Source organism: Vibrio sp. F13 (assembly GCF_020806305.2).
Taxonomy (GTDB): domain Bacteria; phylum Pseudomonadota; class Gammaproteobacteria; order Enterobacterales; family Vibrionaceae; genus Vibrio; species Vibrio crassostreae_C.
Map to the genome: position 1 here is coordinate 440468 of NZ_CP170176.1, position 24672 is coordinate 465139.

Genomic DNA, 24672 nt, shown 5'->3' on the forward strand with positions numbered 1-24672 from the left:
TCTAAAATCGATGTATTAGGCTCTTATCAAAACACCACTTTAAATGAGCACAGCGATCTTACATAACGATTTATGATTTATAAAATAAAGATCTAGATCACAAAGATACTCATCAGGTTCAATATTAAATAATAATCGTTAGCTCAATCTGTATATTGTCGATGAATGACATTAAGAGGTTGTTATGAAAACATATTATTTAGCGACGGCTCTATGCCTCACCTTAGTTGGCTGTAGCTCAACATCAAAAACTACCGAAACGCCAATCCAGCCGGATCCGGCATGGGCTTCAGGCCAACTAGAAAATGGCCTTACTTATCATGTTTATCCAGATCATGAAGAATCCGTATCTGTTCGTTTAGTCGTGCACGCCGGTTCGATTCAAGAGACTTCTCAACAAGAAGGCTACGCGCACTTTTTGGAACACATGGCATTCAATGGCAGTAAGAATTTCTCTCAAAATGATGTGATTCGTCTATTCGAAGACGCAGGCGCTAGCTTTGGTGCTGATATTAATGCCTACACTTCTTATGAAGAGACGGTCTACCAGTTAGATTTGCCAGATAACATCCAATTGCAGTCTGCTTTGACGTGGATGCGTGACATTGGTGATGGCCTGGATCTATCAAGTTCAGAAGTCGAAAAAGAAAAAGGCGTGGTTCTTGGTGAGTTCCGTATGGCTCGCCTCGATGATAAGTCATTCGGAGATATATATTATGATTACTTCGTTGAAGGCGGCCCGTACGAATCGCAAGATGCATTAGGGACTAAATCGTCGATCGTGAATGCTACTCCTCAAGGCATCACCAACTTTTATCAGACTTGGTATCAACCTCAAATAGTTGAGCTGGTCGTTTCTGGTGATGTGGACATCAAAACTGTGATTCCACTTATTGAAGAAAAGTTTTCTAGCTGGGAGCGTGGCGATACGCCGAGACCAGAGAAACAGAAAACGACCTCATTCAATGAAGATGATTATGTTGAGTACGCAGGAAGAGAAGCGCCAAGCATCACTCTGACGTTTAACCGCGGTTCAAATATAGTTGAAAATCATGCTCAGCAGAATCAACGCAGGTTAGATGAAACCGCTCAGCAATTGATTCAACGACGATTAGAAGCGGTGTTCAATGATGCCGCGTTCCCGACTCAATGGATTGCATCTGATAGTTATCGAATGGGCGCTTTTTACTATTCGTCAATAAGTGTTGGGTTTCCGGCTGGAGACCGTGAAGTTATCCAACAAGATCTGCTTTCTACATTGGCATCATTGCGTGATTTTGGTGTTTCGGAAACGGATATTGCTGGCGAACTGTACTACTACCAAGACTTGCTGGATAACATCGAGCATAACTGGGATAAAATGGACAGTGTTGAACACGCGAATTACAAAGTGAGTGCGTTAGTCAATGATCGAATAGTCCAATCACAGAAAGATTATCAAGCAAGCTTGGAAGCTTTCATCGCTAACTTGAGCCTTGAAGTGATTAACGACAACATCAAGAATCTACTTTCTGATGATTACTTTATTGTTATTGGGATGGATGACAATGAAGACAGAACAGCGGTCATTAACTCTCTAGATAGCTTAAAAGCCACGTATAGCGAGGCGGGAATTCCGCCGCTTGCGATAGGAACAGCCAGTGCTTTTGCTGTACCTAGCTCGCAAGGCGAGGTTGTACTTGCTGAACAAATGTCCGTAGACCCATATATCCAAAAGTGGACGTTGAGCAATGGTATCGACATGTGGTATCTGCGTGATTATGTGGCGGGTGATGATGTTGGGGTGATGTACATGAGCCTCGGTGGAAAAGCCGCTTTGGATCCGAGCCTTTACCCAGCGGTTGAGGTTGCGTTACCTACTTTCGCTCGAAGTGGTGTGGGTGAATTTACGGGTTCTGAGCTTTTAGCGTACTTTGATCGTGAAGATATTAGAGCTGATTCCTTTATTGGCAACACTCGCCATGGTGTTGAATTTAGTATTAACAAAGATGGGCTCAAAGATACGTTTGCTGCGCTTTATACCTTCATAACTGCGCCTAAAATTGTTCCCGAGCAGTTAGAGGCAGTGAAACAGGAGTTTGTACAAGGTCAAGAATCTTTCTTGAGCAGCCCTGTCGGTCAGTTTGAGCGCGCAAGAAACCAGAATATCTATCGTCAAGACAGTGGCCACCTCTTTGTTGATAAAGAACGTGTTGAAGCGGTTTCTGTGGAAGACGTCGCTAATCTTCATCAGCAATTGTTTGGTCAAATGAGGCATAACCAATTGGTGATCGTGGGTGACATCGACCCAAGTGAATTAAAGCCTTTGGTTGAGCAATACTTGGCTTCGATTCCATTAGAAAAAGCTGAGGTTCCTGAATTTAAGGTGGCTTACAAGCAGCCATCTGAATCACGCATTGATTTAGCGATCAACAATGTGAATAGTGCAGAGTACATCTTACGAGTCATCTCTGAACCTGAAGCCGAAACCGACCAAGGCGTAACGGCAAAAGATATCTTCACGGAAAACTTGCTAGAACGACTGCTGGCGGCTCGTTTAGATGCTTATATTCGTGAAGAGTTGAGCTTAGATTACTCGCCATATACGTATTCATCATCCGCAGATAGTGAGCTGAGTGGTGAGTGGGTTATCGGGGCGATGGTAGCGCCGGAGAACGTTGACCAAGTCGAAGTGGCGATCGATAAAGTGATTGCAGACCTTTTACAAGGCGTCTCTGAAAAGGAAATGCACGCAGTCGTGAAACAGTTTGAAGCGGACTTCACGCCTCTCGAGATGAGCTCTATTGACCAAGCATGGTACCTGTCTCGTTATTTACTTCATGGTTACGATATCGAAGCTTTGTCTCAAGTTGAGCGAGTGGCGAGGTCGATTACTGCGGAAGACATGAATCAACTTGTCCAACGCATCTTTGGTGAAGATAGCCGTAAGGTTAAGAACATCATGCGTCCTAAAGCCTAAAGCCTAAAGCCTAAAGCTTGAAACCAACAGAAAGAGACAACTCAAAGCCAAGCGAGCACCGCTTGGCTTTCTTGTTTTCCCACCATTCATAACGTCTATGCCTCACCTGTTGTTAAGCCGTTTTAGATCTATGTAAATCTAAATTTTGAGATCGCTTAATCGGTTGCATCGTATCATTTTCTAAAAAAATGTTTTAAATCAAGACAGCGTTTCATTTGTATTGTAGATTGACAATCTACGAGAATGTTGTTTGGATATTAGATTGCTTAAACTGGGTACCCGATTAGTCTTAATGTTGTTTTTACTGAGCTTTGGCTTAGTGAATTCTAACGGCTATTCGTTTCCTTCTAAGCCATTTCAAATATACTCGGCTCAAGAGCAATCTTCACAGAATGATCTTTGTAAACAAGCTGATACGGATAATCCGTCGAGCTACTTAGAGTGCGATAAGGCTCAGTTTGGCACCGTGCCTTCTGGTGACAGTTCTAACTATCACGACACCGAATCAAGCCTTCAAGCAGCAAACTTCAGACGTATGCTCAGTAACGAGCAAGAAAGCGTGGCCGATCTTGAGCCTGCTTATCATCTACTGATTGACTTCTCTCCCCCCTCAATACTGGCTTCCCTGCTCTTCAACACGCCGTTGTTGGATTCCAAGCTGCACTGGACCAGTATTGTGAGTTCTCCGTCCTCCCGGCTTTCTGGGTGGAAAGAGGGCAACATCCAATACTCGCATTTCCGAGAACTTCTTAGCTAATCGTTTGACCCTAAATTGGTCGTATCGATGGTCGCCTCGTGCCCATTGAGCTCGCCAGTTAACCAAGACAAACATAGCGACATCAGCTTTAGCATCACTATCTTTCAATCAGCTTGTTCTGGTTTCAGCTATCGATCGTGTTCGCAAAACATTAGTTATACCAATCGTAGTAAATAACTGGTCACCCTAGCTGGTTAAAATGCTCGATCACTGCGTTTTTCCTACGCTATTTTCGAGCACTTATTTACTGTGATTGGTAAAAAGAAGAGATCTTGACTGTGAAAAAACGCATTCCAAGAAAACAAATCAACCACTACTCAAAGTGGAAATACGTGGTGCTTATCGCCACTATCATCGTTATGGTTCTGAGTGCTTTACCTTCTTGGTATGGCGAGAACGCCTCGGTTCAAATTAGCAACCGTTCTGAACAGACGATCGACGCCACTCAAATTACTCAATATCTCGCGAGCGAAGGCATCCAAGCGACATCAGCCTTTCAAAAAGACAAACGCTTAGTTGTGATCTTAGAAGATGCAGAGCAGCAAGCGAAAGCCAAAGAAGTACTTAATGAGCGCCTACTAGACAGCGCAACCGTTGCTTTAGCGATGGAGCCAGCTGCACCAAAATGGCTGACTGACATGGGCTTCGCACCGATTCAATTAGGCCTTGATTTACGCGGTGGCGTGCAGTTCTTGCTAGAAGTGGATATGGCACCGGTTTATCACGCGCAAGCTCAAGCGGTGGTCGACGAGATCACGAGCGAAGTGCGTTATGCCCGCGGTAAAGTGGTGAACAACCAAGTTCAGTTTGATTTCCGTACCGACGCCGATTTCGAAAAAGCCCAGAAGCTGATTCGTCAAGAGTTCCCACAATGGCTACGTAACCGATCAGACAAGTCGCTAACGTTAACTCAGTCTGAAGAAGAACAAAGAACGCTACGCAACCTTACGGTTCAACAAAACCTGCAAATCATGCGCAGCCGTATTGAAGAGCTAGGCATCACTGAGGCATCGATTCAACGCCAAGGTGAAAGCCGTATCCGTATCGAGTTGCCGGGTGTACAAGACCCTGCAGCCGCGAAAGACGTGATTGGTGCAACGGCATCATTGGCGTTCTATTCGGTGTACGACAATGCCACTCGCAGTACTCAAACCCTGAAAGATTCAGACGGCAACCGTGTGGTCGTCGACCGCAAGGCTGTGTTGAGTGGCGAACACATTATTGATGCTCGCAGTGGTATTGGTGAAATGGGCAGTGCAGAAGTCAACATTACGCTGGATTCTTCTGGTGGTAAGAAAATGTCTGAGTTCTCACGTCATAACATCGGTAAGCCAATGGCAACGGTGTACAGCGAATACAGCCGTGATAGAGCAGGCAACAGCAAGCAAGACAGCGAAGTGATTAGTGTGGCAAACATCCAATCTCAACTGGGTAGCCGCTTCAGAATCACAGGTGCTGGCAGCTTAGCTGATGCGCAAGAGCTTGCGTTACTGCTGCGTGCGGGGTCATTGACTGCGCCTGTGACCATCATTGAAGAACGTACCATTGGCCCATCTTTGGGTGCTGAAAATGTAACTAACGGCTTTGCTGCTTTGGCACTTGGTCTTGGCCTTACGCTAACGTTTATGGCGCTATGGTACCGCCGCTTAGGTTGGGTCGCGAACTGTGCATTGGTGGTTAACATGACCACATTGTTTGGTTTGATTGCGCTGCTACCGGGTGCGGTATTAACTCTACCGGGTATTGCGGGTCTAGTGCTGACCGTTGGTATGGCGGTGGACACTAACGTGCTTATCTTCGAGCGTATTCGAGACAAGATGAAAGAAGGGCGCAGCTTTGCTAGCTCTATCGATCGTGGTTTCGATAGCGCATTCTCGTCAATTTTCGATGCTAACGTCACTACCATGATCGTTGCTGTGGCTCTATATACCATTGGTAATGGACCGATTCAGGGCTTCGCTCTGACACTGGGCTTAGGTCTTCTAACCAGTATGTTTACGGGTATTTTTGCTTCACGAGCAATCATCAATTTGGTTTGGGGGCGTGACCAACGCCACGATGTAAGGATTTAAGCATGAGTACTTCAAAAATGACTATTTCAGACCGCTATTTTTCAAATAGCTATATTTCGGATAAGAATATGACTCGCCTTCGTAAGGTGATGTCTGCGATATCTATTGTGCTGTTCATGAGCTCTGTGATGCTGGTGGCGGTGAAAGGTTTTAACTGGGGCTTGGACTTCACAGGTGGTGTGGTTGCTGAGGTTCAGCTCTCTGATCAAGTCACCAAAGATGCGTTAAAAACAAAACTTGATACGGCTTTTCAACAAGACGTTCAAGTGGTTGGTATGGCAGAGCAGGATCGCTGGACTATTCGTTACAGCCAACTGACAGACGCTCCACAGCCAAACTTAGTGGATGCTTTGTCTTCTGTAAGTGACCAAGTAAAAGTGCTGAACAGCAGCGTGGTTGGCCCTCAGGTGGGTCAAGACATGGTTGATCAAGGTGGCTTGGCGGTATTGGTGTGTTTCTTGATGATCATGCTGTACCTGAGTGTGCGATTTGAATGGCGTTTGGCTCTGGGTGCGCTTGCCGCGATCATCTATGACGTGACGCTTATCTTGGGTCTATTCGCTTTTACTCAGTTTGAGTTCAACCTGACCGTATTGGCGGCTGTGCTAGCGATTCTCGGTTATTCATTGAATGACTCGATCATCATCGCCGACCGTGTGCGCGAAATGCTGCGCGGCAACCCAAACGGTGATACTGATAACCTGCTTAACGAATCGGTTAAAGCGACCTTCTCACGCACCATGGTGACTTCAGGAACTACGCTAATTACCGTATCAGCGCTTTGGCTACTGGGTGGCGCTGCGCTGCAAGGTTTCGCTATTGCACTCGTTGTCGGCATTGTCAGCGGTACGTGGTCTTCCGTTTCGGTCGGTATCACACTGCCCAAGTTACTTGGCCTACAGCCTTGTCACTACCAAGTGAAAGCGCCAGTGGAAGTTGAGGGTGAGTACCCTTAGTCAAGCTAAGCTAGCTTATGCACGGTAGGCCGATTTACTTACGCTATTAACCGAAACCAATAATGAAAGCCCCTGAACTCACTTAGCCCCCTAAGTAAGCTCAGGGGCTTTATTTTTTATAAGAGTCAACTGGTTAGAGAAAAGTGAGCCTATTTCAAAAAACGATGGATTGAGCAGGCAAGCCCTCATGATATGAAGTATGTTTAGATGACGTTCGTAGAAATGAGGCAAGGGAATGGAATATCGACATCAATGTCATGTAGGCGACCATGGTGATGCGCTAAAGCATCCAGTATTGAGTGCACTTGTTCAGTCATTAATGCAGCAACATTCACGCCTCAATGTTATCGACACCCACTCTGGTACAGGGTGTTATGACCTCAACACTGCACCAAGTAATCATGCTGGTGAGTTTGCTGAAGGGGTTGGGTACTTGTGGCGAAACAAGGCTTATCTTCCTCCGGCATTCGCTTCTTTTATGTCGGTGCTGGAATACTACAATCCGAACCAACTTATCTCTCTCTATCCGGGTTCTGCAGCCATCACCTACCAACAAGGCCGCAGCCAAGATAGCTTCTATTTTTCAGACATTCAGCAAGATGAAGCCGACTTATTACAAACCAACATTGAGAAGCTGCAACGCGATCTTGATGTCTCAAGTAAGCTCACCATTACCGCGGGCGATGGCTTGAAAGCACTGCCTGACGACATAGCAAAACACGATAATCATCACCTGATTGTTATCGACCCACCCTATGAAACCGATTCTGAATATCTCGCGGTGATTGATGCCTTGGTTAAGGCATATCAGCAATCTGAGAAGGTTTCGGCCCTGATTTGGTATCCGCTTTACACGGATGATAAGAGCTCACTGATTCTGAATCACTGCGTGACAGCGGTAAAAGATGGCTTGCTACCAAGTCCGATCAAGTCGGAGCTTCGCCTTCGAGATCCTAAGGGTGATGATCGCCTGATCGGTAGTGGTTTGCTGTTGTTCAATCCACCACAAGGCATTGCGGGAACGGTCGCAGATACGCTCGATTATTTACACAGCCAACTCGCGACTAATGGTGAAGGTTACTGGCAAATGAGAAGTTTATAGATCTGATTTTTATGGGTTTTATGATGGTTTTCTAGACATCACTAACTAAACCACTGTTATCTATGTGGTTTAAATTGACCAAACGCTAACTTTTATCGATTGATTAATTGCAGTGAATCATTTAAAAATAGAATATCAATGCGCACAAGTGCATAATGGCTCATAAGTTAAATAATTAATCTTAAGATTAAACTAGATTGTGGTTTACCCCCTAAACTGCATAAGGCTCGCACTAGTCATGCGAGCCTTTCTTTTGCCTGAAGGAAATGTTTCTAGTGGTTAGAAACCATCACCTCCTCCAAATTCACTACAACGCTGGATAATCGATGTAGCCTTTTTCGTTGCCGCCGAACAGAGTGGCGCCATCGAGATCGGATAGTTCGCTGCCGTTTTGTAGGCGTGAAACTAGATCTGGGTTAGCAACGAATGGGCGACCGAATGCGACAAGGTCGGCGTAGCCTTTGCTTAACACTTCTTCGGCGCGTTCTGGTGTGTAGCTGCCAGCAACGATGATGGTGTTAGAGAACAACTCTCTTAGTTCGACACGGAAGCTTTCAGGTATCACAGGCGCGTCATCCCAATCGGCTTCTGATAGGTGTAGATAAGCGATATTACGAGCCTGCAGTTCCTTTGACGCTTCTAAAATCGTTGGCACGATGTCTGGGCAGTTCATGTCTTTGAAGGTGATGAATGGGGCTAAACGTACGCCCACTTTGTCAGCACCAATCGCTTCAATTACCGCATCCACGACTTCAATTAGAAAGCGAAGTCGGTTCTCACGACTGCCACCATAGTTGTCGGTGCGCTTATTTGAATTGGTTCTTAGGAATTGATCGATGAGGTAGCCATTACCACCGTGGATTTCCACTCCGTTGAACCCTGCCTCGACAGCTTTTTTCGCTGAGTTAGCAAAATCTTGAACAACACGATCGATGTCTGCTTGGGTCATCTCTCTTGGTTGGATGCAATCCACCATGTTGCCGTTACCATTTTCATCAGAGATCCAAACCTGCGTTTCTATGGGTGCCAGTGCAGAAGGTGCAATCGGCAACTCGCCTTTTTGAAAGGTAGGGTGTGATACTCGGCCTACGTGCCATAGTTGGCAGAATATCGCGGCACCTTGCTCTTTTGCTGCTGTTGTTACTGATTTCCAACCTTCGATTTGCGCATCGGTATAGACGCCGGGTGTGAATGAGTAACCTTGGGAATCATCTGAAATTTGTGTGGCTTCAGTGATGATAAGCCCTGCACTTGCTCGTTGTTGGTAATAAGTCGCCATTATGTCGTTTGGCACGTTTCCAGGTTGGCTAGTGCGAGCGCGTGTCATGGGTGCCATAACGACACGGTTTTGCAGCTCTAGGCCTTTCAGTTCTGATGTTTCGAATAACTTGTTCATGATCTCTACCTTTATGAATTTGTAGTGCTGTGCCAATTCCAGTTTGATAATGAATTGGCACTTTGAAGTTACGGAGTTCTTAAATTATTTAGCTTCTGTTGGTGCAAATATTGAGTTGCTTTGTGGTTTCTCGTTTCGGTTAGCTTTAGCGATTAAGAACAAGCCGACGATAGGAACCACAACGGCTGCGAACGGAATCATGCCTGCGCCTAGTTGGCTGTCGAGTACCATGCCGCCAAGGAATCCACCAAAGGCATTGGCTAAGTTAAACGCTGAGATATTCGCAGTTGCTGCTAGCTCTTGCCCTTCGCCACCGTGGTTCATTACTCGCAGTTGCATGGCAGGGACGTTCGCAAATGATGCAATACCAAAGACAAATGTAGCTGCAACGAATAGGATTTTGTTGTTTACCACAAGGCCAACTACCACCAATGAAATGATCATCGCGATAGCCCAAAACATTGAAGCTTTTCCTAGGTTTTTATCTGAAGAGCGTCCGCCCAAGGTGTTACCGATGATTAAGCCGACACCCACAATCACTAAGATCCAAGTAACAGACTCTTGACCGTAGCCGGTGATGTGCATAGCGATTGGCGCAAGGTATCCGTATAGCGTCATGAAGCCAGACCAAGCAAAAGCAGTGATTGCCAAGCTGATCAGCAGCATTGGGTTTTTGAACGCTAGAAGCTGAGTTTTGATGTCTTTCGCTTCACTGTGACCTGTCGATTTAATCGATATCAAAATTGCAAGCATCGCGATAGTGCCAAGTGCTGCCACGGTAAAGAAAGTAGTGTGCCAGCCGAATTGCAAGCTGACCCATGTACCAGCTGGAACGCCAAGAACGTTAGCGAGTGTTAAGCCTGCGAACATTTGGCCAACGGCACGACCTGCCATTTTTTCAGACACTAAGTTGGTTGCAACAACCGCACCGATACCATAAAAAGGGCCTTGCACTAAGCCTGCGATAACACGGCTGGCAAGTAGAAGTGGGTAGCTAGGAGCAAGGGCTGATAAGACATTACCGATGATGAACAGTGCCATTAAGCCAATCAGTACCATCTTCTTGTTAAAACGTGCGAGGTAGATGGTTAAGATCGGGCCACCAATAACGATAGCCAATGCGTAAGCACTGATTAGGTATCCGGCTTGACCTTCGGTGATCGAAAGGGATGTGGCAATTTGTGGAAGGATGCCTGCAATAACAAACTCAGCGGTGCCGATGGCAAAAGCTGCGAGTGTCAGTATCCAAACTTGGAATGGGATCTTTTCTTTATGGATCGCTTCTGATTTCATAGTGAAGTACCTGTGTTAATTCTTGTTTGTTAGGACGTGAGATACACGCCCTAACGATTGTTCTTTATGTCTTTGCTTCTTTGCTTCTTTGCGGAGTGTTAGCCGAGTAGAGCGCCGCCATCGATATCGATGATTGACCCTGTGACGTATGGGTTATTAATTACGAACAGGTAACCCATGGCTATCTCTGAAGGCTCGCCAACCTTGCCTGCGGGTAGGTTGTTTTTGGCGTTGTCGTACATGCTTGTACGAGCGGAATCGTCCATGTTTTTGTAGGCTTCCGTCATGGTTAAACCCGGGCTAACGGCATTGACTCGAATAGGTGATAGCTCTTTCGCCAGTATTTTGGTTACGCTTTCTAGTGCGGCGTTGATGGCGGTTTTTACGTAAGTACCAGCAACAACTTTGCGTGACAACATGCCAGTTGTGAACGTGATAGACCCGTTTGGTGTCATGTAACGAGCGGCATGTTTGGCTACGTTTAAGCTGCCCCAAAACTTAGTGTCAAAAGCTGTCTTGGCGTCTGCGGTTGCTACGTCTGTTACTTTTCCTGCGGGAGCGGATGAGCCAGCCGTTACGATTAAGTGGTCAAACACGCCAATCGATTCAAAGTATTCACAAATTGATTTTTCATTGCTGATATCAAGTCCTGTATGTCGGCTAGCGATGTGCACTGTGTTGTTTTCGTTTCTCAATTTCATCGCGAGTGCCTTGCCGATACCTGATGTGCCACCAATGATGACGAAAGTGTGTTTCTCTTGTTTAGTCGATTCGTTAGTCATGCTCTGAATTCCTGCGTTGTTCTGTTGATGTTTGCCATTATATTTATTCGACTAAATTTGATAATTGGTTAAAATATAAATTCATTATTCGGTTAACCTGAATAGTGTGACTGAGTATTCAAATCGAGCATTAAGATCGAGAAGTAAGACAAAGAGGTGGAAGCGAGAATCGTATGGATAAGTTTTCAGATATGGCGATGTTCGTCAGTATTGTTAAGCATCACGGGTTAGCGGCGGCGGGGCGAGAGTTAGGGCTTTCTCCTGCGACCATGACAGCAAGGCTGCAGGCGCTTGAAGAACGATATGGTGTGAAGTTGTTGAATCGAAGCACGCGTCATGTGTCTTTGACCGACTCAGGGGAGCTGTATCACAAGGCATGTTTGGAGATTTTAGACAACGTCAGTGAGGCCGAAAACCTGATTCAAAATGGCGTAAAAGAAGTCAAAGGCTCGCTAAAAATCGCCGCGCCTAAAGACATCGGAAAGCAGTACATTCTTCCTATACTTTCGGAGTTTTGCCAGCAGTATCCGGACGTGATCCCTTACCTGTATTTAAACGATAACCTCTCGAATATTGCTGAATCTGGCATGGATATCGTGGTCCGTTATGGTGAACTGGTCGACAGCAGTTTGATATCCAGACGCTTGTCACCAAGCCGACGTGTGCTGTGTGCTTCACCAGAATATCTCGCCAAACACGGCACGCCGATCAAGCCACAAGATTTGGTTGAACATGACTGTTTGGCTATGCTGCGTAGCAATGAAGAGCTCAAGACATGGCACTTTCAAGATCATGATATGAAGAAGGCTGTGACGGTTGTGCCGAAGCGCTTTTCAGACGATGGTGAAGTGATTCGATACTGGGCATTGCAAGGAGAAGGGATTGCGTTGAAGTCGGTACTCGATGTGCAAGATGACATCAATAACCAACGCCTTGTGACGCTACTTAATGGCTACATGAAGAACTTCAACACCGCGATGTCGGTGTCGAGTGCCGATTTGAATGTGGTGTACATCAGCAAGAAATATCAGCCCAAGCGTATCCGGTTGTTTCTTGATTTCTTGTTTGAGCGGTTTGGCGATTTGGTTGAAAAGTCTAGTTAGATTAGCCGAGAAGCAGCGCATGACAGATCTCTCGAACTCAACACCCGGGTACGGACAGAGAACATTGAACTGGTTATGATACGACCAACATAAGGATGTGATTGGAGAGAAAAATGAAAGTCGTCGGAGATACGGTTATCCAACCTTTTCACAAGGCAACCTGCCATTGCGGTGCGGTTGAACTAGAGCTCAGTTTACCTAACGGGATAGAAAAACCACGCCGCTGTGATTGCTCGATCTGTCGTCGCAGGGGAGCGATTGTGGGCTCTGTTGCGCTGGATGGCATCAAGATCCTTAAAGGTGCAGAGCATCTCAAGCTTTACCAATTCAATACCAATACCGCGAAGCATTACTTCTGCTCAAACTGCGGTATCTATACCCATCATCAGCGCCGTTCTAGCCCAAACGAATACGGTTTTAACATCGGCTGTTTGGAAGGGGTGAATCCTTTTGATATTGGTGATGTGGTGACCAACGATGGTGTCAATCATCCAGCTGATCGTTAATTTATTGAGCTTTAAAAAGGGAAGAAATTATGTCTGAATACGGAGCGATCATTCGCTGGAAAAAAGCAGAAGATGAAGTCTTTAGCGACAATCAATACAGTCGAGGTCATACGTGGGAGTTCGATGGTGGTGTCACTGTGCCTGCTTCGTCCTCTCCACATGTTGTGCCACTGCCGTTTTCGGTGGAAGCGAATGTTGATCCAGAAGAAGCGTTTATCGCGGCACTTTCTAGCTGCCATATGCTGACGTTTTTGGGCATTGCCGCAAAGCAGAAGTACGTGATCGACTCCTATGTCGATGATGCGATTGGTGTGCTGGAAGAAGATGAATCTGGCCGCTCATCGGTCACTAAGGTGACTCTGCGCCCTAAAATTGTGTTTTTAGGTACCAAAAAGCCCACCGCCAAGCAGCTCGACAAACTGCACCACTTGGCGCACAAAAACTGCTTTATCGCGAACTCGGTAAAAACGGACATTGTGGTAGAAACTAAAGCGTAAACCACACACGTTAACATCCAAAAACCGCGAGGTTGCTTAGTGCATCACTGGCGGTTTTTTTGTGTCTGTGTAATCCTACGTACGGTTTTAATTGAGTGACAGTTAGAAAGTTTTGAGAGATAGGTAGAGAGCTCTTGAATGGTAGGAATAGATTGATTAGCAGAGAGTTATGTTTAGCGTCCCATTGAATAGTTTTGTACATCGTGTGAGTGATAAAAGCCAAGTGATGGTGAATGCTGCGGAATGTGGATGTCAGTTGAAACGAGTTCGTCGTTCGCGTAATTGGCTGTTGGTCGCTCAAGAGTATCAACTCGTTGAATTTAAAACGATGTTAACCCATGAAAAAGACGGTTGGATAGCAATTGCAATCGACAAAGTGCTGCCTAAACCCGTGGTGTGTTTGGCATCTCTGTTGGCCGCTACACCTTCAATGACTGTGGCTCAGCTGGTGATGGAATCTGGATGTTCAATGGCCGAAGCAAGACGTGCTATTGATGAACATGAAGGTCTGTAGGCGTATTCAAATCGTGTGAAAAGAGAATTGCGAGCAGCAAAAAGCCCGTAACGATATTGCGCTGGAAAACGTCATATCGTTACGGGCTTTATCATCTGTGCTGCTGTTAAGCTAAGCCATGCGGCTGATGAAGCATTGAATCGATTAAGAGTTCGCTACTTTTACACGAATCGTGTTTTTGCCAAGCTTTGACAAGTTCAGCTTGTTTAGTGCCGCTTTAGCTTCTTCTTGCTCTGGCATTTCAACAAAAGCGAAGCCTTTTGAGTCGCCAGTTTCTTGGTCTAAAACTAGGCTGCACTCTTTTACTGAGCCAAACTCAGAAAATAGCACACGGATGTCTTGCTCAGAGGTAGAGCGCGATAGGTTACGAACTAGAAGTTTCATAATAAACCTTGAATATGAATTTACGCCGAGCATTGTCGCACACTTTCATGCTCACCCTCACAAATAATTACTCTAATCATTTCTTTGGTAATGTGTCGCTCTATTTACCGATTAAGCGAGCTGTTTACCTGCTAGCCGCGGTTTATCGTGATATCTGACACGAATCCATGCTCTGTGCTGGTCAACGCCTGTTGTAGCATCTGAGCGGCTTCTTGCGCGGTCATAAAGCTCGAGGTATCCATGCCTTTACCGCTTGTATTCCAAAACTCGGTCGCCATTCCTCCAGGGTAAACCGCCACGATTTTCATCGGGTGACCTTTTAGCTCTAACCTTACCGATTCGATAAAGCCTTTCACGGCCCATTTTGCCGCGCAGTAGGTGGACTCTTCCGCTTTAGCACCTTGTGCCGCCGTCGACATCACCACAGCGATGGTGACCGATTGATCTTTGTAGCGCTGTACAAGCTCGCGAATCAAAAAGATCGAAGACTCAATATTGTTCTTCAGCATGTCGCTGATGATGGTTGGATCTTGCTGTTCTATCTTACCGAAGTACCCACTGCCAGCGCTGTGGATCACCAGCTTCGGCATTTCAGGTAACGCATCCAATAACTCGCTCACTGAGTGCGGGTCACAGAGATCACACGCTTGGCTAATGGTATTCGCAGGTAGGCCTTGCGCCACTTCTGCTAAACGTTGTGCATTGCGACCTGTAATGGCTACGCGCTGAGCGTCGGCGTTAGCATATTGTTTCGCGAGAGCTGCGCCTAAACCGCTGCTTGATCCGGTAATTAAAATCATACTGTCTTCAATTTGTAGAGTTGATTCGAGATAGTAAGGGGCTAGGCTAAGATTTTCTGAGATCTATGGCTAAAGTTGATCGATAGCCTGGTTGATAGGTTGATAGGTTGATAGCTTGGGTGATCGGTCGAGCGGTAAGGCTGAGCTAAGAAAGTGGGGGAAAGCCGTTAAGAATCGACGGGTTTAGCAAGAAATAACAGCGTTAAAAAACAACGAACTAACAAGTAAAAGCGCCGGCATAGAGCCAGCGCTTTTGAGTAATCATAAGTGATTATTCGTCGTCGAACTGTTTGATCGTGAACGCGTCTTCGATTCGGTTAAGCTCTTCTTGTTCTTTCACTCGCTTCTCTTCTTGCAGAGTCGCTCTCGTTTCGTTGAAACGTTTTTTCTCTGACTTAGTCAGGAATTTTACAGCTTTTTTGTTGGTCAGTGCGTAAGCAACTACGTCTTCACCTTTTTCTCTGCGGTCGTTTACGCGTTGTGAGAAACGTTCATTGTCGCGAGCTTTACGCTCCGCTGAGGTCAACTTGCTCATGCTTTAAAGCCTTTTCAATTATTCATGGTAGGGAATCTACGCTTAGCGAAACAAATGGGGACTGCTTAGTGTCAGTCTAGTCCATTTGTATGCTGGTGGCGCATCTTAGCACAATGGCTTGAGCATGCAGGTATGCTATTCGAGGGATCAAACAAAACAGCCCACAATTTTCGTTGTGGGCTGTTTTGTTACGTACTGGAGATGTAGTCATCGATTTGAAACTAAGAATCAGAAACGGCAGTTACATCAAATCTTCTCGATGAATAAGATGACCTCTCCGACTTTAAAGCCAAACTTAGACATCTCAGTCTTGTTGAACAAGCGTTTATCGTCCATTAAGAACATCCAATCATCGAGCACCACTTCATAGGTGCTGCCGTCTACTTCAATCTCTAAGTCATATTTCCAATACAGCGCAGAACCTTGGGTTTCACCATAAGCGGTTCCAACGACATCGTTGGCAGTCCCAGAATAGGTGTTTTCGCCCGTTTTGATCAGATTCCAAACGCGAGTTGAGCGCTCGCCATCAGCAAAAGAGAACCACTCTTTTATTTCTCCGTTGTCACCGTCCCAAGTCGCGATCAGTTTGGCATCAAAGCGGCGCAGTAAGTTACCAGAGCGGTCTAGCACCATGCCGTAGGCCATTAGCTCGCCATTAAAAAAGGTTTCAAGCTTGAGCTCTGGCGTTGTGTCGACATGGTCTTCTAAACTTGCAGAGCCACAGCCCACTAGCCAAGTGAGTGAAAAAAATGCCAGAGCAAATTTTATTATTGTTGTTTTTGGATTCATTTGTTCAAACCTAAAAGTTGTTTACGAAGACCGGGTTCAGAGGTGTTTTCAGACAACCAAATCGCTAGAAAGGCTTCACCAAATTGCTTGTCTTGGATGGTGCCGATCGGTTGTTCATCGAAATAAAAACGACTTACGTTATCTTCAGCGACACGAATCGTGAGTGTGCTTCCTTCTTCCACGTTCGGCCACATCGCGTACAAGGGTTTCAACCAACGTTGAATGTTGCTGTCAGAGTAGCCAAGCTTGTTCCACTGATCTTCGGTAGCGTCTACGAGGTCTTTGCTATCGATAGAGCGGTAATACTCAAGCTTCAAAGCTCGTTCGGAGTTGGTTGGAGTCGCGTAGAATTCTGCCGAGTAGAGAGTCCAAAACAGGTAACTCATTTCACCCTCACCACGTTTGTTCAGATCATCGACAGCAGAGGCTCTAGCGTGTCCGGCAAATAACAGCGCAGCAAAGATTAACGGGAGAGTAATAAAGCTTAGAAGTGTGTTTTTTGCTTGCTGATGAGCGCGAACAATACCTCGCTCAGGTTTGAACGTTTGTGTCGGGTTGCGTGGATAAGCCATAAGTCACCTCGTTATTGCCATTTTAGGTTGTATTAAGTTGGAGTAGGCGGCCACCAGTAAGGGCAACAAAATCCCCCAACTTATTGCAAGGGCAGCAACTACCGATGCATCTGGCCAAGTAGTAAGAAGAGCACCTGCTTTGATGCCTCCCCAATAACTACTAGTACCTGCTACGAACCCTATGACAAACAAGATCACTTTCGAGCATTTTAAAAGCCAATTTAGGCTGTGGTTAAAACTGATTAAGAACATGATCCACAGGCAGACAAGCCACACCGGGAACCACGATTGATTCGCAATTTCAGAGTCGACGGCAAACACGCCGAAGTGGAGTAAGAGGCTATCAAGCAATAGCCCCAATGGTAATAAAATGAGTATCTTCAAATCGCTACTGCGAGTCGGTGATAGAAGGAAGTGAACCACTACAATCAGTGGTGTGACGAACGGGGCTTGCGCGGTAAAGAAAGCACTGCAAACCCAGGTCGCTTGAAACAGTACGAGATTAATAATCCAAAACCGCTTCATCTTTTGCTCCAAAGTAACGAGGTTTTCTTGCGACTACATGGTGAGTGCTGATCACGCGCTCTTTGAATGCGCCTTCACAGTAGCAGAAGTAGAAGGTCCATAAGCGTTTAAACTCTTCTGAATAGCCGAGAGACTCTAGCTCTTCCCAACTATTTTCAAAGGCGATGTTCCAATCATTCAGCGTTCGAGCGTAGTGCAGGCCAATGTCATCAATTTCTTGAACCACAAGGTCGGTGCTGGACGCAAGGTGTTGGGTCATCACTGAAACAGAAGGTAGGCAACCGCCGGGGAAGATGTACTTCTGAATAAAGTCGACACCTTTGCGGTATTTGTCGTAACGGCTGTCAGCAATAGTAATTGCTTGAATCAGCATCTTGCCTGAGGGCTTAAGTAGCGAGGAACATTTTTCAAAGAAGGTTTGTAGATACTCATGTCCGACCGCCTCTATCATCTCGATCGAAACCAACTTGTCATACTCACCAGTGAGATTGCGATAATCCTCTTTGAGCAGGGTGATTTTGTCGGTTAAACCAAGCGCTTTTACTCTCTGTTCAGCAAGTGCATGTTGGGCATCTGAGATCGTGGTAGTGGTGACGTGGCAACCGTAGTGTTGCGCCATGAAGATGGCTAAGCCGCCCCACCCTGTGCCTATCTCGACCACGCTATCTTTCTCAGACAGTTCTAGTCGCTCACAGATGGTTTTCATTTTGTTTTGTTGAGCCTTCGACAAGGTTTCTGCGTCTTCGCTGTAGATTGCGGAAGAGTACTGCATCGAGCTATCTAAGAAGCGCTCATACAGCTCGTTGCCAATATCGTAGTGGGCGAGAATATTTCGCTTAGAGCCTTGCTCGGTGTTGGCATTCTTACGACGCAGCAATAGGTTTTTGATGCGAGAAATCCATTGTGTCTTGTCATCAAGCTCATCCAATTGGGCTTGGTTACGAGCCATGATTTGAATCACACGCGTTAGATTTGGGCTGGTCCATTTACCATCGATATAGGCTTCAGATGCGCCGATACTGCCGTTGATGACCACATCTCTAAAAAAGGTCGCATCATGAATCACGATTCGACCTTTCAAGTCTGCTTCTCGATCACCGAACACCGAATGCTGGTCGCGCTCAATGATCTCGAGCGTCGCGAATTGCAGGCTTTCTAACACCTTGAAGATTAAAGCTCGATATTTACAGTTGCTTGAAACAGCAACGGCTTTAGCTTGTTGTTCAATATTGTTGTTTTGTTTGGCAAGCTGTTCCATGTAAACCTCGCTGATAACTCATTCTAATATTTTGTGCCAACTAAGCTGAGTTCTGCTCCTTGATTGGAGCGAACCCAAGCTTCAATTGAGTTCTTTCATGTGCGCTTAAGACGTTGAGTCTGGATGCGCCACAAACGGTACTTTTTTCAGGAATAATTTGAGAGCCTGATAATAAATTCCCATCACGACTTTTATCGTCATCGCCGGAATCTTGAATACCGTTCGTCTAATGTTTGTCTTGGTTACTGACTGCTTCGTCAGGGCTAGTGTCGCATCGAAAAGCTTGTCGTCTCGGCGGCTTTCGATGTGAACTAACGTGCGTTTCGCTGGTGGCTTAATCTTCCAAAAATAAGTCATGTTCAAATCCATGAACGGCGAAACGTGAAACTCTTTTTTTACCTTCAATTCTTGGTGCATGTCGATGAGATAGTAGTGTCTTTCTCGCCAAGGCGTGTTACTCACCTCAGCCAACATGTACTTACAATCTCCAGTCTCGTCATAACAGAAGAAACAGTTGATTGGGCTGAAGTAGATGCCTAAACAGCGGCACTGAGCCAGCATCGTCACACGGTTTGAATCAGACCAAACCCCACCAAGTTGTTGCACTTTGGAAGCTATACGTTGCTTAAGTGATTTTGGTTCATCCGTGGTGACATTTTCTTTTTTTTCAGCGAGATAATCCGATTCGACAAAGCGAATCGGGTTGTACCAACGAGTTCCGAACAGCGCACTGCGCGCTGTGGTTTGGGGCAGCTCATCAAGATCTAACCCCATCATATACAGCTGATAGCTGAACTCATGAGTGATGTCGCCAAAGCGGCGATGTCTGACGTTACCCCAATAGATACCGCTGAGCTCTTCACTCTTTTCGGATGCGATCCCCATCTCGGGTGTCAGGGTTTGACTGTTCATAGCGCGGAACTCGTACTCAAATCTAAACCGAAGCGTTTGGTCACATCGAGTGCACTGTGGACACCGTCTTCATGGAAGCCGTTATACCAATAAGCGCCAGCAAAGTGCGTCTGGTTTTTGCCACAGATTTGCTCACGCTTGTGCTGAGCTTCGACCGTGTTCGAATTAAGTACCGGGTGATGATAAACAAAGCTGCGAATAATTTTTTCTGGGTCGATGGCTTCGCTTTGATTCAAGGTGACACAGAAGGTGTCTTGGCTTTCGATGCCTTGCAGAATGTTCATGTTGTACGTGACACAGGCAGGTCGTTTACTGTCGCCATCCAACATGTAGTTCCAGCTTGCCCAAGCCAGTTTTCTGTCTGGTAACAAGCGAGTATCGGTGTGCAGAACCACTTCATTGCGGCTGTATGGGATCTCGCCCAGTACCTGTTGCTCTTGTTCTGTTGCATCACCAAGCAAGCGTAAGGCTTGGTCTGAGTGGCAAGCAAAGATTACTTCGTCGAAACCTTGTGCGCTGCCATCTTCAAATTCAATCGTGACGCCTGTTTCTTGGCGAGTCACTTGTTTAATCGATGTATTCAGTGCAACAGTCTTACTTAGGCGTGAAAGGATGATTTCAACATAAGAACGCGATCCCTTTGGTATCACATACCACTGAGGACGGTTCGCGATATCGAGCAATCCATGGTTGTAGAAAAACTGAATGAAGAACTTGAGCTCAAACTCTTCCATTTCTTCCAAGCTTGTCGACCAAATCGCCGCGCCCATCGGTAAGATGTAGTGCTGGCTGAAAAAGTCGGAAAATTGATTATCTCGTAGGAAACTGCCAAGGGTAACGTCTGGTGTGAATTCATTGCTTTCAAACTGAGCCTTACACAGCTTGTTGAACTTGAGAATGTCAGACACTAAAGACCAGAACTGAGGTTTGAAGATGTTGCTCCTCTGCGCGAATAACGAATTAATGCTGTGGCCGTTGTATTCAAACTTGGTCGTCGTGTTGTGGACGCTGAAGCTCATCTCAGTCGGTTGCCTTTCGACATCGAGTTGTTCTAGAAGCTGATTGAAATTCGGGTAGGTTCGATCGTTGAATACGATGAAACCTGTATCTATCGAAAACGCCGAGCCTTGATGTTCAATATCAACGGTCGCGGTGTGCCCCCCAACGTAATCATTCTTTTCGAATACTGTTACGTCGTGGTGCTTATCTAATATATGCGCGCAAGTGAGTCCAGAGATACCTGAACCAATAATGGCGATTTTCTTCATTGTTATACCATCCTTGAAGCGAGTTTTTGCCAAACTGGAGTTGGGAGCATTCTTAGTAGCTTCATCAACATGATGAATCGTCTTGGGAAATCGATTTCACTCTTTCCTTGAGCGATACCATTTACGATTCGCTGAGTTGCGGCCTCACTACTAATAATCATAGGCATAGAGAACGTATTTCGCTCGGTTAATGGCGTTTCAACAAAGCCAGGGTGCACAATTGAGACATGAATGTTGTGCGTTGCCAGATCAACCGAAAGTGTTCTGCCTAAGTAGGTGAGGGCTGCCTTTGAAGCGCCATAAGCCTCGGCTCTTGGCAAAGGTAAAAAGCTGGCGCTGGAGCTGACTAAAACCAAACGGCCGCCGGGCTTGATGTTTTTTAACCAAGCTTTAAGGGCGTAGCCAATTGAAATTAGGTTTATGTTGATGACGCGCTCAAAAAGCTCGGCATCAAAATTCACTGGGTCGTCGATGTACTCACAATCACCCGCATTTAAAATCAGCAGATCGAGCGGCTTGTCTTGGTCGAGTTCTGGGAAGTTGTGGTAATCAGTCAAGTCGAAACAGAGCGGTGAAATTGATGAATGCGCGACGTCTGTCTCGTGCGAGTCAACTAAGGCTTGCAGCTTGTCTGAGTTGCGGCCACAAGCAATCACCTGATGCCCTTGCTGAGCGTAATCTTTAGCTAGGGATTGGCCGATACCTGAGGTCGCGCCTGTAATCATAATACGCATTATCGGCTCGCCCTCTTTTTGATGGATTTGATCGCGCAGCCCAGTACTGGAATGTGTTCGTACAACATAGAGCCGACGTCGAGGTAGTCTCTGTGGTAGACCACTTGACCGTCGAGCATCTTAAGGTGGCTGTGCCCTTGTACTTCGATTGGCTTTTGCCCATTTAATTGCTTGTGAGCAAACTGCATCGTCCAGTAAACGGAAGCTTCGTCGTTCGCTTCGAAAGTGTGTTCGATATGAAAGTAACAGCTGGTTACTTGGGTGTAGAGGTTCTCGAAGTAGTGCGTAAGCGCCGAAATACCGCTGACATGATGCAGCGGATCTTGGAATTCAATATCAGGGTGATAAACCGTCTTAAGCACGTCGAAATTGTCGGTTCCGAGTTCTCGATACATGTTGAGAAAGTTATCAAGCCATAGAGAGTTATCCATAATATTCACTCTAATTATTTGAAGAAGGCTAAGGCTCTCAATCGTGCTTCTTTATGCTCAACGATGGGTTGCCAGTATTCGCTGTCTATTCCGTTTTTAGCGATAAAGTCATGTGGGAAATGTACATGCTTATCTGGGATATTTTGCAGCTCTGGTATGTACTTACGAATAAAAATTCCTTTTGGATCAAACTTTTCACTCTGAGTGATTGGATTGAAAATTCGGAAGTAAGGTTGAGCATCACAGCCAGTACTTGAAGCCCACTGCCAGCCACCATTGTTGGCACTAAAGTCTCCGTCGATAAGGTGCGACATAAAGAAACGCTCGCCCCAACGCCAGTCAATAAGCAGGTGCTTGGTTAGGAAGCTTGCCACCACCATTCTTAGTCTGTTGTGCATCCAGCCCGTTTCAACCAGTTGACGCATTGCGGCATCAACCAATGGATATCCTGTTTTTCCTTCGCACCAAGCTTTGAAGCTAGGATGATCGTGATACCAATCTAAACCATTGTATTTTTGCTGAAAGTTAGCACCTTTGACCAGTTTAGGGTGGTGGAACATCAAATGCTTATAAAAATCTCGCCAAATCAATTCATTGAGCCAACAAAAGGCCGGTAATTGCGTATCAAATAACAGATCGGGTTGCTGCTGAATCAATTGAATCGCTAACCAACGTGGGCTCACGGCGCCAATCGCTAAATAAGGTGATAGCCCCGATGTTCCTTTAACTGAGGGAATATCTCTCAGACGTGCGTAGTCGTTGACTTTATTGCCTAAGAAATTGGGGATCACATTGCCCAATACATCTTGGCTTAATGGCCAGCGACTCGAATCAACACGCGGAAAATCGAAATCATAGTCAGCAGAGATGGTTAAGGCTTGTAAGTCGTCAGGAAGCTGTGTTTGTGAACGTTCAGCTGACTCGACAGGAGCTGGACTGCAGATGATGCCTTTCACCTGAACTTCTTTTAACCAAGCGTTCTTAAAGGGCGTAAAGACTTTGAACATCTCGCCTTGTTTGTTGAGAACGCTACCGAGTGGCAGCATAACGTCACAATCGCTGATCTTCAGGTTTAGGCCGCTTGAAATCAGCTTTTTATCGCGAGCTTGTTCATCGACCTCTGGTTCAGAGTTAGCGTAGACGCACTTGGCATCAAGCTGCTGGCACAAATCGATGAGCTGTTTGGATTGGTCGTCAAAGTCGCTAGCTTTCAGGTGAAGCAACGTTATCCCGAATTCAGCGAGCTGGGAATCGAGTTGTTTTAGATGACGATAGATGAAATCAGCTTTGATCGGCGCAAGGTGGTGTTGCCGCCACGTTTGAGGCGTTGAAATGAAAACGGCGGTCGTTACGCCGTTTTCAACTGCCGCGACGAGCGCTGGGTTATCGTGAATCCGCAGGTCTCGTCGTATCCATAGTATGTCGCTCAATATCCGTATCTCAGTTTAAGTTCTTGAGGGTGCGGGTTTAGGTAAACCTGTGATTCTAGGTATTCGTTCGGGTATTCCATCAGGTAGTGATTGATCAGTGTCAGTGGCACTAGCAGTGGAACAACGCCCTCTCTGAATGATGCGATCTGGTTGGTCAGCTCTTGCTTGTGAGCGCTACTCAGTTGTTTTTTAAAGTAACCCTGCAAATGATGCAGCGTATTGGCGTGACTGCCTCGATTCGCGTGATGAGACAACGCCGTCATCAAGCCTTCGATGTATTGAGCCGCTAGTTCGTCGATATCTAAATCATTACCCGCTAGCAGTTTGCCTAAGCTTTTGTAACCCTCAACGTGGTGACACATGACTAGATATTTGTGGGCGCTGTGGAACTGAATCAGTTTGTGCTTGGTCACACCTTCATCCACAAGATCGAGCCATTTTTGGTAAGTGAACACTCGAGTCATGAAGTTTTCACGCAAAATGGGATCGTTAAGGCGGCCGTTTTCTTCAACGGGAAGTAACGGGTTGCCGTCCATAATTTGTTGGGTGAACATGCCTATGCCTGTCGATTCAGAGCCGCGACCATGGTGGTGGTACACCTTCACGCGCTCCATGCCGCAGGTTGGGCTTTTTTGACACACAATAAAGCCAGCAATGTGTTGGTTTTTCTTTGAGTAGTTTTGACCGAACTCGATCAGTTCGTTGGTCACATCACCTGAGCCATCAGGGCGAGAAACATGGATGATGTCATCTAGCATTCTTGTTTGACGAATGGTTGGACGAGGGGTTGGAAGACCAACAGCCATCTCTGGGCAAACAGGTTCCAATTCCACGTAGTCTGCTAGGTCGTCTGTACAAAAACGAGAGCGTTTATGACCTGTGTCGAAACGTACTTTATGTCCAGCAACACATGCACTGATACCGATTTTGATTTTCTTTTCCATTGGCCAACTCCTTTGCTCTTGCTCTGAGCTTTTTCTTATAGTTCAACATTGCTAATCGTATTTACAGAGCTGGGTGTGTTTTTACTTTGACACCGTAGTTGTTTTTATTCAGATGTATTGACGATATACAGGATAGCTTTATGCCATCCTGTA

Annotated in this window: 25 protein-coding genes; 9 read left to right on the plus strand and 16 right to left on the minus strand. The window is 46.0% G+C overall.

The annotated features are described in order from the left end of the window. Window positions 1-184: 184 nt before the first annotated feature. The 5 genes from LMH68_RS16925 to rlmJ all read left to right on the plus strand — a co-directional run bounded on the left by LMH68_RS16925 (window position 185) and on the right by rlmJ (window position 7846). Window positions 185-2959, plus strand: coding sequence for a M16 family metallopeptidase (locus LMH68_RS16925; RefSeq protein ID WP_229647562.1), 2775 nt, complete (start codon window positions 185-187; stop codon window positions 2957-2959). A 292-nt stretch (window positions 2960-3251) separates the two neighbouring features. Continuing rightward, entirely contained in the window at window positions 3252-3716 is a 465-nt protein-coding gene (locus LMH68_RS16930; protein ID WP_017072340.1) for a hypothetical protein, read from the plus strand. Window positions 3717-3988: 272 nt separating this feature from the next. After that, window positions 3989-5788: a protein translocase subunit SecD gene (secD, locus tag LMH68_RS16935; RefSeq protein WP_229647561.1), complete on the plus strand. Its 1800-nt coding sequence runs from the start codon at window positions 3989-3991 to the stop codon at window positions 5786-5788. A gap of 2 nt (window positions 5789-5790) precedes the next feature. Next, entirely contained in the window at window positions 5791-6744 is a 954-nt protein-coding gene (gene secF, locus LMH68_RS16940; RefSeq protein WP_017061264.1) for a protein translocase subunit SecF, read from the plus strand. A gap of 235 nt (window positions 6745-6979) precedes the next feature. Beyond that, window positions 6980-7846: a 23S rRNA (adenine(2030)-N(6))-methyltransferase RlmJ gene (gene rlmJ / locus LMH68_RS16945; protein WP_229647560.1), complete on the plus strand. Its 867-nt coding sequence runs from the start codon at window positions 6980-6982 to the stop codon at window positions 7844-7846. A gap of 307 nt (window positions 7847-8153) precedes the next feature. On the opposite strand, the gene LMH68_RS16950 is transcribed toward rlmJ, so the two are convergent. From LMH68_RS16950 to LMH68_RS16960, 3 genes are all read right to left on the minus strand, one after another. Next, window positions 8154-9242 carry an alkene reductase gene (locus LMH68_RS16950; RefSeq protein ID WP_229647559.1) on the minus strand — a complete coding sequence of 363 codons (1089 nt, stop codon included), beginning with the start codon at window positions 9240-9242 and terminating at the stop codon, window positions 8154-8156. Window positions 9243-9326: 84 nt separating this feature from the next. Further along, complete coding sequence (locus LMH68_RS16955; RefSeq protein WP_229647558.1) at window positions 9327-10535, minus strand: MFS transporter; 1209 nt, start codon at window positions 10533-10535, stop codon at window positions 9327-9329. Between the two features lie 98 nt (window positions 10536-10633). Further along, entirely contained in the window at window positions 10634-11317 is a 684-nt protein-coding gene (locus tag LMH68_RS16960) for an SDR family oxidoreductase (protein WP_102332307.1), read from the minus strand. Between the two features lie 173 nt (window positions 11318-11490). Here LMH68_RS16960 and LMH68_RS16965 point away from each other — a divergent pair, with 173 nt between their 5' ends. From LMH68_RS16965 to LMH68_RS16980, 4 genes are all read left to right on the plus strand, one after another. After that, window positions 11491-12420: a LysR family transcriptional regulator gene (locus LMH68_RS16965; RefSeq protein ID WP_229647557.1), complete on the plus strand. Its 930-nt coding sequence runs from the start codon at window positions 11491-11493 to the stop codon at window positions 12418-12420. 113 nt (window positions 12421-12533) lie between these two features. Continuing rightward, complete coding sequence (locus LMH68_RS16970) at window positions 12534-12926, plus strand: GFA family protein (protein WP_017057647.1); 393 nt, start codon at window positions 12534-12536, stop codon at window positions 12924-12926. Window positions 12927-12955: 29 nt separating this feature from the next. Beyond that, a complete protein-coding gene (locus tag LMH68_RS16975; protein WP_017065091.1) occupies window positions 12956-13423 on the plus strand; it encodes an OsmC family protein in 468 nt (155 codons plus the stop codon). Between the two features lie 169 nt (window positions 13424-13592). Further along, window positions 13593-13937: a ribosome recycling factor family protein gene (locus LMH68_RS16980; protein ID WP_017061272.1), complete on the plus strand. Its 345-nt coding sequence runs from the start codon at window positions 13593-13595 to the stop codon at window positions 13935-13937. A 144-nt stretch (window positions 13938-14081) separates the two neighbouring features. Here the strand turns inward: LMH68_RS16980 and LMH68_RS16985 are convergent, their stop codons facing one another. The 13 genes from LMH68_RS16985 to LMH68_RS17045 all read right to left on the minus strand — a co-directional run bounded on the left by LMH68_RS16985 (window position 14082) and on the right by LMH68_RS17045 (window position 24519). Continuing rightward, on the minus strand, window positions 14082-14321 hold the full coding sequence (locus LMH68_RS16985) for an RNA recognition motif domain-containing protein (protein ID WP_017061273.1): 240 nt from the start codon (window positions 14319-14321) through the stop codon (window positions 14082-14084). A gap of 131 nt (window positions 14322-14452) precedes the next feature. After that, entirely contained in the window at window positions 14453-15121 is a 669-nt protein-coding gene (locus tag LMH68_RS16990; RefSeq protein WP_017065090.1) for an SDR family NAD(P)-dependent oxidoreductase, read from the minus strand. Window positions 15122-15392: 271 nt separating this feature from the next. After that, complete coding sequence (locus LMH68_RS16995) at window positions 15393-15656, minus strand: hypothetical protein (protein WP_017061275.1); 264 nt, start codon at window positions 15654-15656, stop codon at window positions 15393-15395. A 246-nt stretch (window positions 15657-15902) separates the two neighbouring features. Beyond that, window positions 15903-16445 carry a DUF3833 domain-containing protein gene (locus LMH68_RS17000; RefSeq protein ID WP_229647556.1) on the minus strand — a complete coding sequence of 181 codons (543 nt, stop codon included), beginning with the start codon at window positions 16443-16445 and terminating at the stop codon, window positions 15903-15905. Continuing rightward, window positions 16442-17017, minus strand: coding sequence for a chalcone isomerase family protein (locus tag LMH68_RS17005; protein ID WP_017061277.1), 576 nt, complete (start codon window positions 17015-17017; stop codon window positions 16442-16444). The genes LMH68_RS17000 and LMH68_RS17005 overlap by 4 nt, the downstream gene beginning before the upstream one ends. Before the next feature lie 3 nt (window positions 17018-17020). Further along, entirely contained in the window at window positions 17021-17542 is a 522-nt protein-coding gene (locus LMH68_RS17010) for a DUF2878 domain-containing protein (protein ID WP_017061278.1), read from the minus strand. Beyond that, window positions 17520-18800: an SAM-dependent methyltransferase gene (locus LMH68_RS17015; protein WP_229647555.1), complete on the minus strand. Its 1281-nt coding sequence runs from the start codon at window positions 18798-18800 to the stop codon at window positions 17520-17522. The genes LMH68_RS17010 and LMH68_RS17015 overlap by 23 nt, the downstream gene beginning before the upstream one ends. Window positions 18801-18905: 105 nt before the next feature. Further along, window positions 18906-19712: a DUF1365 domain-containing protein gene (locus tag LMH68_RS17020; protein WP_017061280.1), complete on the minus strand. Its 807-nt coding sequence runs from the start codon at window positions 19710-19712 to the stop codon at window positions 18906-18908. Continuing rightward, window positions 19709-20980, minus strand: coding sequence for an NAD(P)/FAD-dependent oxidoreductase (locus tag LMH68_RS17025; RefSeq protein ID WP_102428126.1), 1272 nt, complete (start codon window positions 20978-20980; stop codon window positions 19709-19711). The genes LMH68_RS17020 and LMH68_RS17025 overlap by 4 nt, the downstream gene beginning before the upstream one ends. Before the next feature lie 2 nt (window positions 20981-20982). Continuing rightward, a complete protein-coding gene (locus LMH68_RS17030; RefSeq protein ID WP_017061282.1) occupies window positions 20983-21714 on the minus strand; it encodes an SDR family NAD(P)-dependent oxidoreductase in 732 nt (243 codons plus the stop codon). Further along, entirely contained in the window at window positions 21714-22145 is a 432-nt protein-coding gene (locus LMH68_RS17035; protein WP_017061283.1) for a nuclear transport factor 2 family protein, read from the minus strand. The genes LMH68_RS17030 and LMH68_RS17035 overlap by 1 nt, the downstream gene beginning before the upstream one ends. A 14-nt stretch (window positions 22146-22159) precedes the next feature. Then, window positions 22160-23575, minus strand: a complete 1416-nt coding sequence (phrB, locus tag LMH68_RS17040) for a deoxyribodipyrimidine photo-lyase (protein WP_065583940.1) — start codon at window positions 23573-23575, stop codon at window positions 22160-22162. Then, on the minus strand, window positions 23572-24519 hold the full coding sequence (locus tag LMH68_RS17045; RefSeq protein ID WP_017060965.1) for a YbgA family protein: 948 nt from the start codon (window positions 24517-24519) through the stop codon (window positions 23572-23574). Before LMH68_RS17045 ends, phrB begins: the two co-directional genes overlap by 4 nt. Between the last annotated feature and the right edge of the window lie 153 nt (window positions 24520-24672).

Bases quoted from the DNA above. Each gene is read 5' to 3' on its own strand.
- LMH68_RS16925 (WP_229647562.1), top strand. From the start codon at position 185: ATGAAAACATATTATTTAGCGACGGCTCTATGCCTCACCTTAGTTGGC.
- LMH68_RS16930 (WP_017072340.1), top strand. From the start codon at position 3,252: ATGTTGTTTTTACTGAGCTTTGGCTTAGTGAATTCTAACGGCTATTCG.
- secF (WP_017061264.1), top strand. From the start codon at position 5,791: ATGAGTACTTCAAAAATGACTATTTCAGACCGCTATTTTTCAAATAGC.
- rlmJ (WP_229647560.1), top strand. From the start codon at position 6,980: ATGGAATATCGACATCAATGTCATGTAGGCGACCATGGTGATGCGCTA.
- LMH68_RS16950 (WP_229647559.1), bottom strand. From the start codon at position 9,242: ATGAACAAGTTATTCGAAACATCAGAACTGAAAGGCCTAGAGCTGCAA.
- LMH68_RS16955 (WP_229647558.1), bottom strand. From the start codon at position 10,535: ATGAAATCAGAAGCGATCCATAAAGAAAAGATCCCATTCCAAGTTTGG.
- LMH68_RS16960 (WP_102332307.1), bottom strand. From the start codon at position 11,317: ATGACTAACGAATCGACTAAACAAGAGAAACACACTTTCGTCATCATT.
- LMH68_RS16965 (WP_229647557.1), top strand. From the start codon at position 11,491: ATGGATAAGTTTTCAGATATGGCGATGTTCGTCAGTATTGTTAAGCAT.
- LMH68_RS16970 (WP_017057647.1), top strand. From the start codon at position 12,534: ATGAAAGTCGTCGGAGATACGGTTATCCAACCTTTTCACAAGGCAACC.
- LMH68_RS16975 (WP_017065091.1), top strand. From the start codon at position 12,956: ATGTCTGAATACGGAGCGATCATTCGCTGGAAAAAAGCAGAAGATGAA.
- LMH68_RS16980 (WP_017061272.1), top strand. From the start codon at position 13,593: ATGTTTAGCGTCCCATTGAATAGTTTTGTACATCGTGTGAGTGATAAA.
- LMH68_RS16985 (WP_017061273.1), bottom strand. From the start codon at position 14,321: ATGAAACTTCTAGTTCGTAACCTATCGCGCTCTACCTCTGAGCAAGAC.
- LMH68_RS16990 (WP_017065090.1), bottom strand. From the start codon at position 15,121: ATGATTTTAATTACCGGATCAAGCAGCGGTTTAGGCGCAGCTCTCGCG.
- LMH68_RS16995 (WP_017061275.1), bottom strand. From the start codon at position 15,656: ATGAGCAAGTTGACCTCAGCGGAGCGTAAAGCTCGCGACAATGAACGT.
- LMH68_RS17000 (WP_229647556.1), bottom strand. From the start codon at position 16,445: ATGAATCCAAAAACAACAATAATAAAATTTGCTCTGGCATTTTTTTCA.
- LMH68_RS17005 (WP_017061277.1), bottom strand. From the start codon at position 17,017: ATGGCTTATCCACGCAACCCGACACAAACGTTCAAACCTGAGCGAGGT.
- LMH68_RS17010 (WP_017061278.1), bottom strand. From the start codon at position 17,542: ATGAAGCGGTTTTGGATTATTAATCTCGTACTGTTTCAAGCGACCTGG.
- LMH68_RS17015 (WP_229647555.1), bottom strand. From the start codon at position 18,800: ATGGAACAGCTTGCCAAACAAAACAACAATATTGAACAACAAGCTAAA.
- LMH68_RS17020 (WP_017061280.1), bottom strand. From the start codon at position 19,712: ATGAACAGTCAAACCCTGACACCCGAGATGGGGATCGCATCCGAAAAG.
- LMH68_RS17025 (WP_102428126.1), bottom strand. From the start codon at position 20,980: ATGAAGAAAATCGCCATTATTGGTTCAGGTATCTCTGGACTCACTTGC.
- LMH68_RS17030 (WP_017061282.1), bottom strand. From the start codon at position 21,714: ATGCGTATTATGATTACAGGCGCGACCTCAGGTATCGGCCAATCCCTA.
- LMH68_RS17035 (WP_017061283.1), bottom strand. From the start codon at position 22,145: ATGGATAACTCTCTATGGCTTGATAACTTTCTCAACATGTATCGAGAA.
- LMH68_RS17045 (WP_017060965.1), bottom strand. From the start codon at position 24,519: ATGGAAAAGAAAATCAAAATCGGTATCAGTGCATGTGTTGCTGGACAT.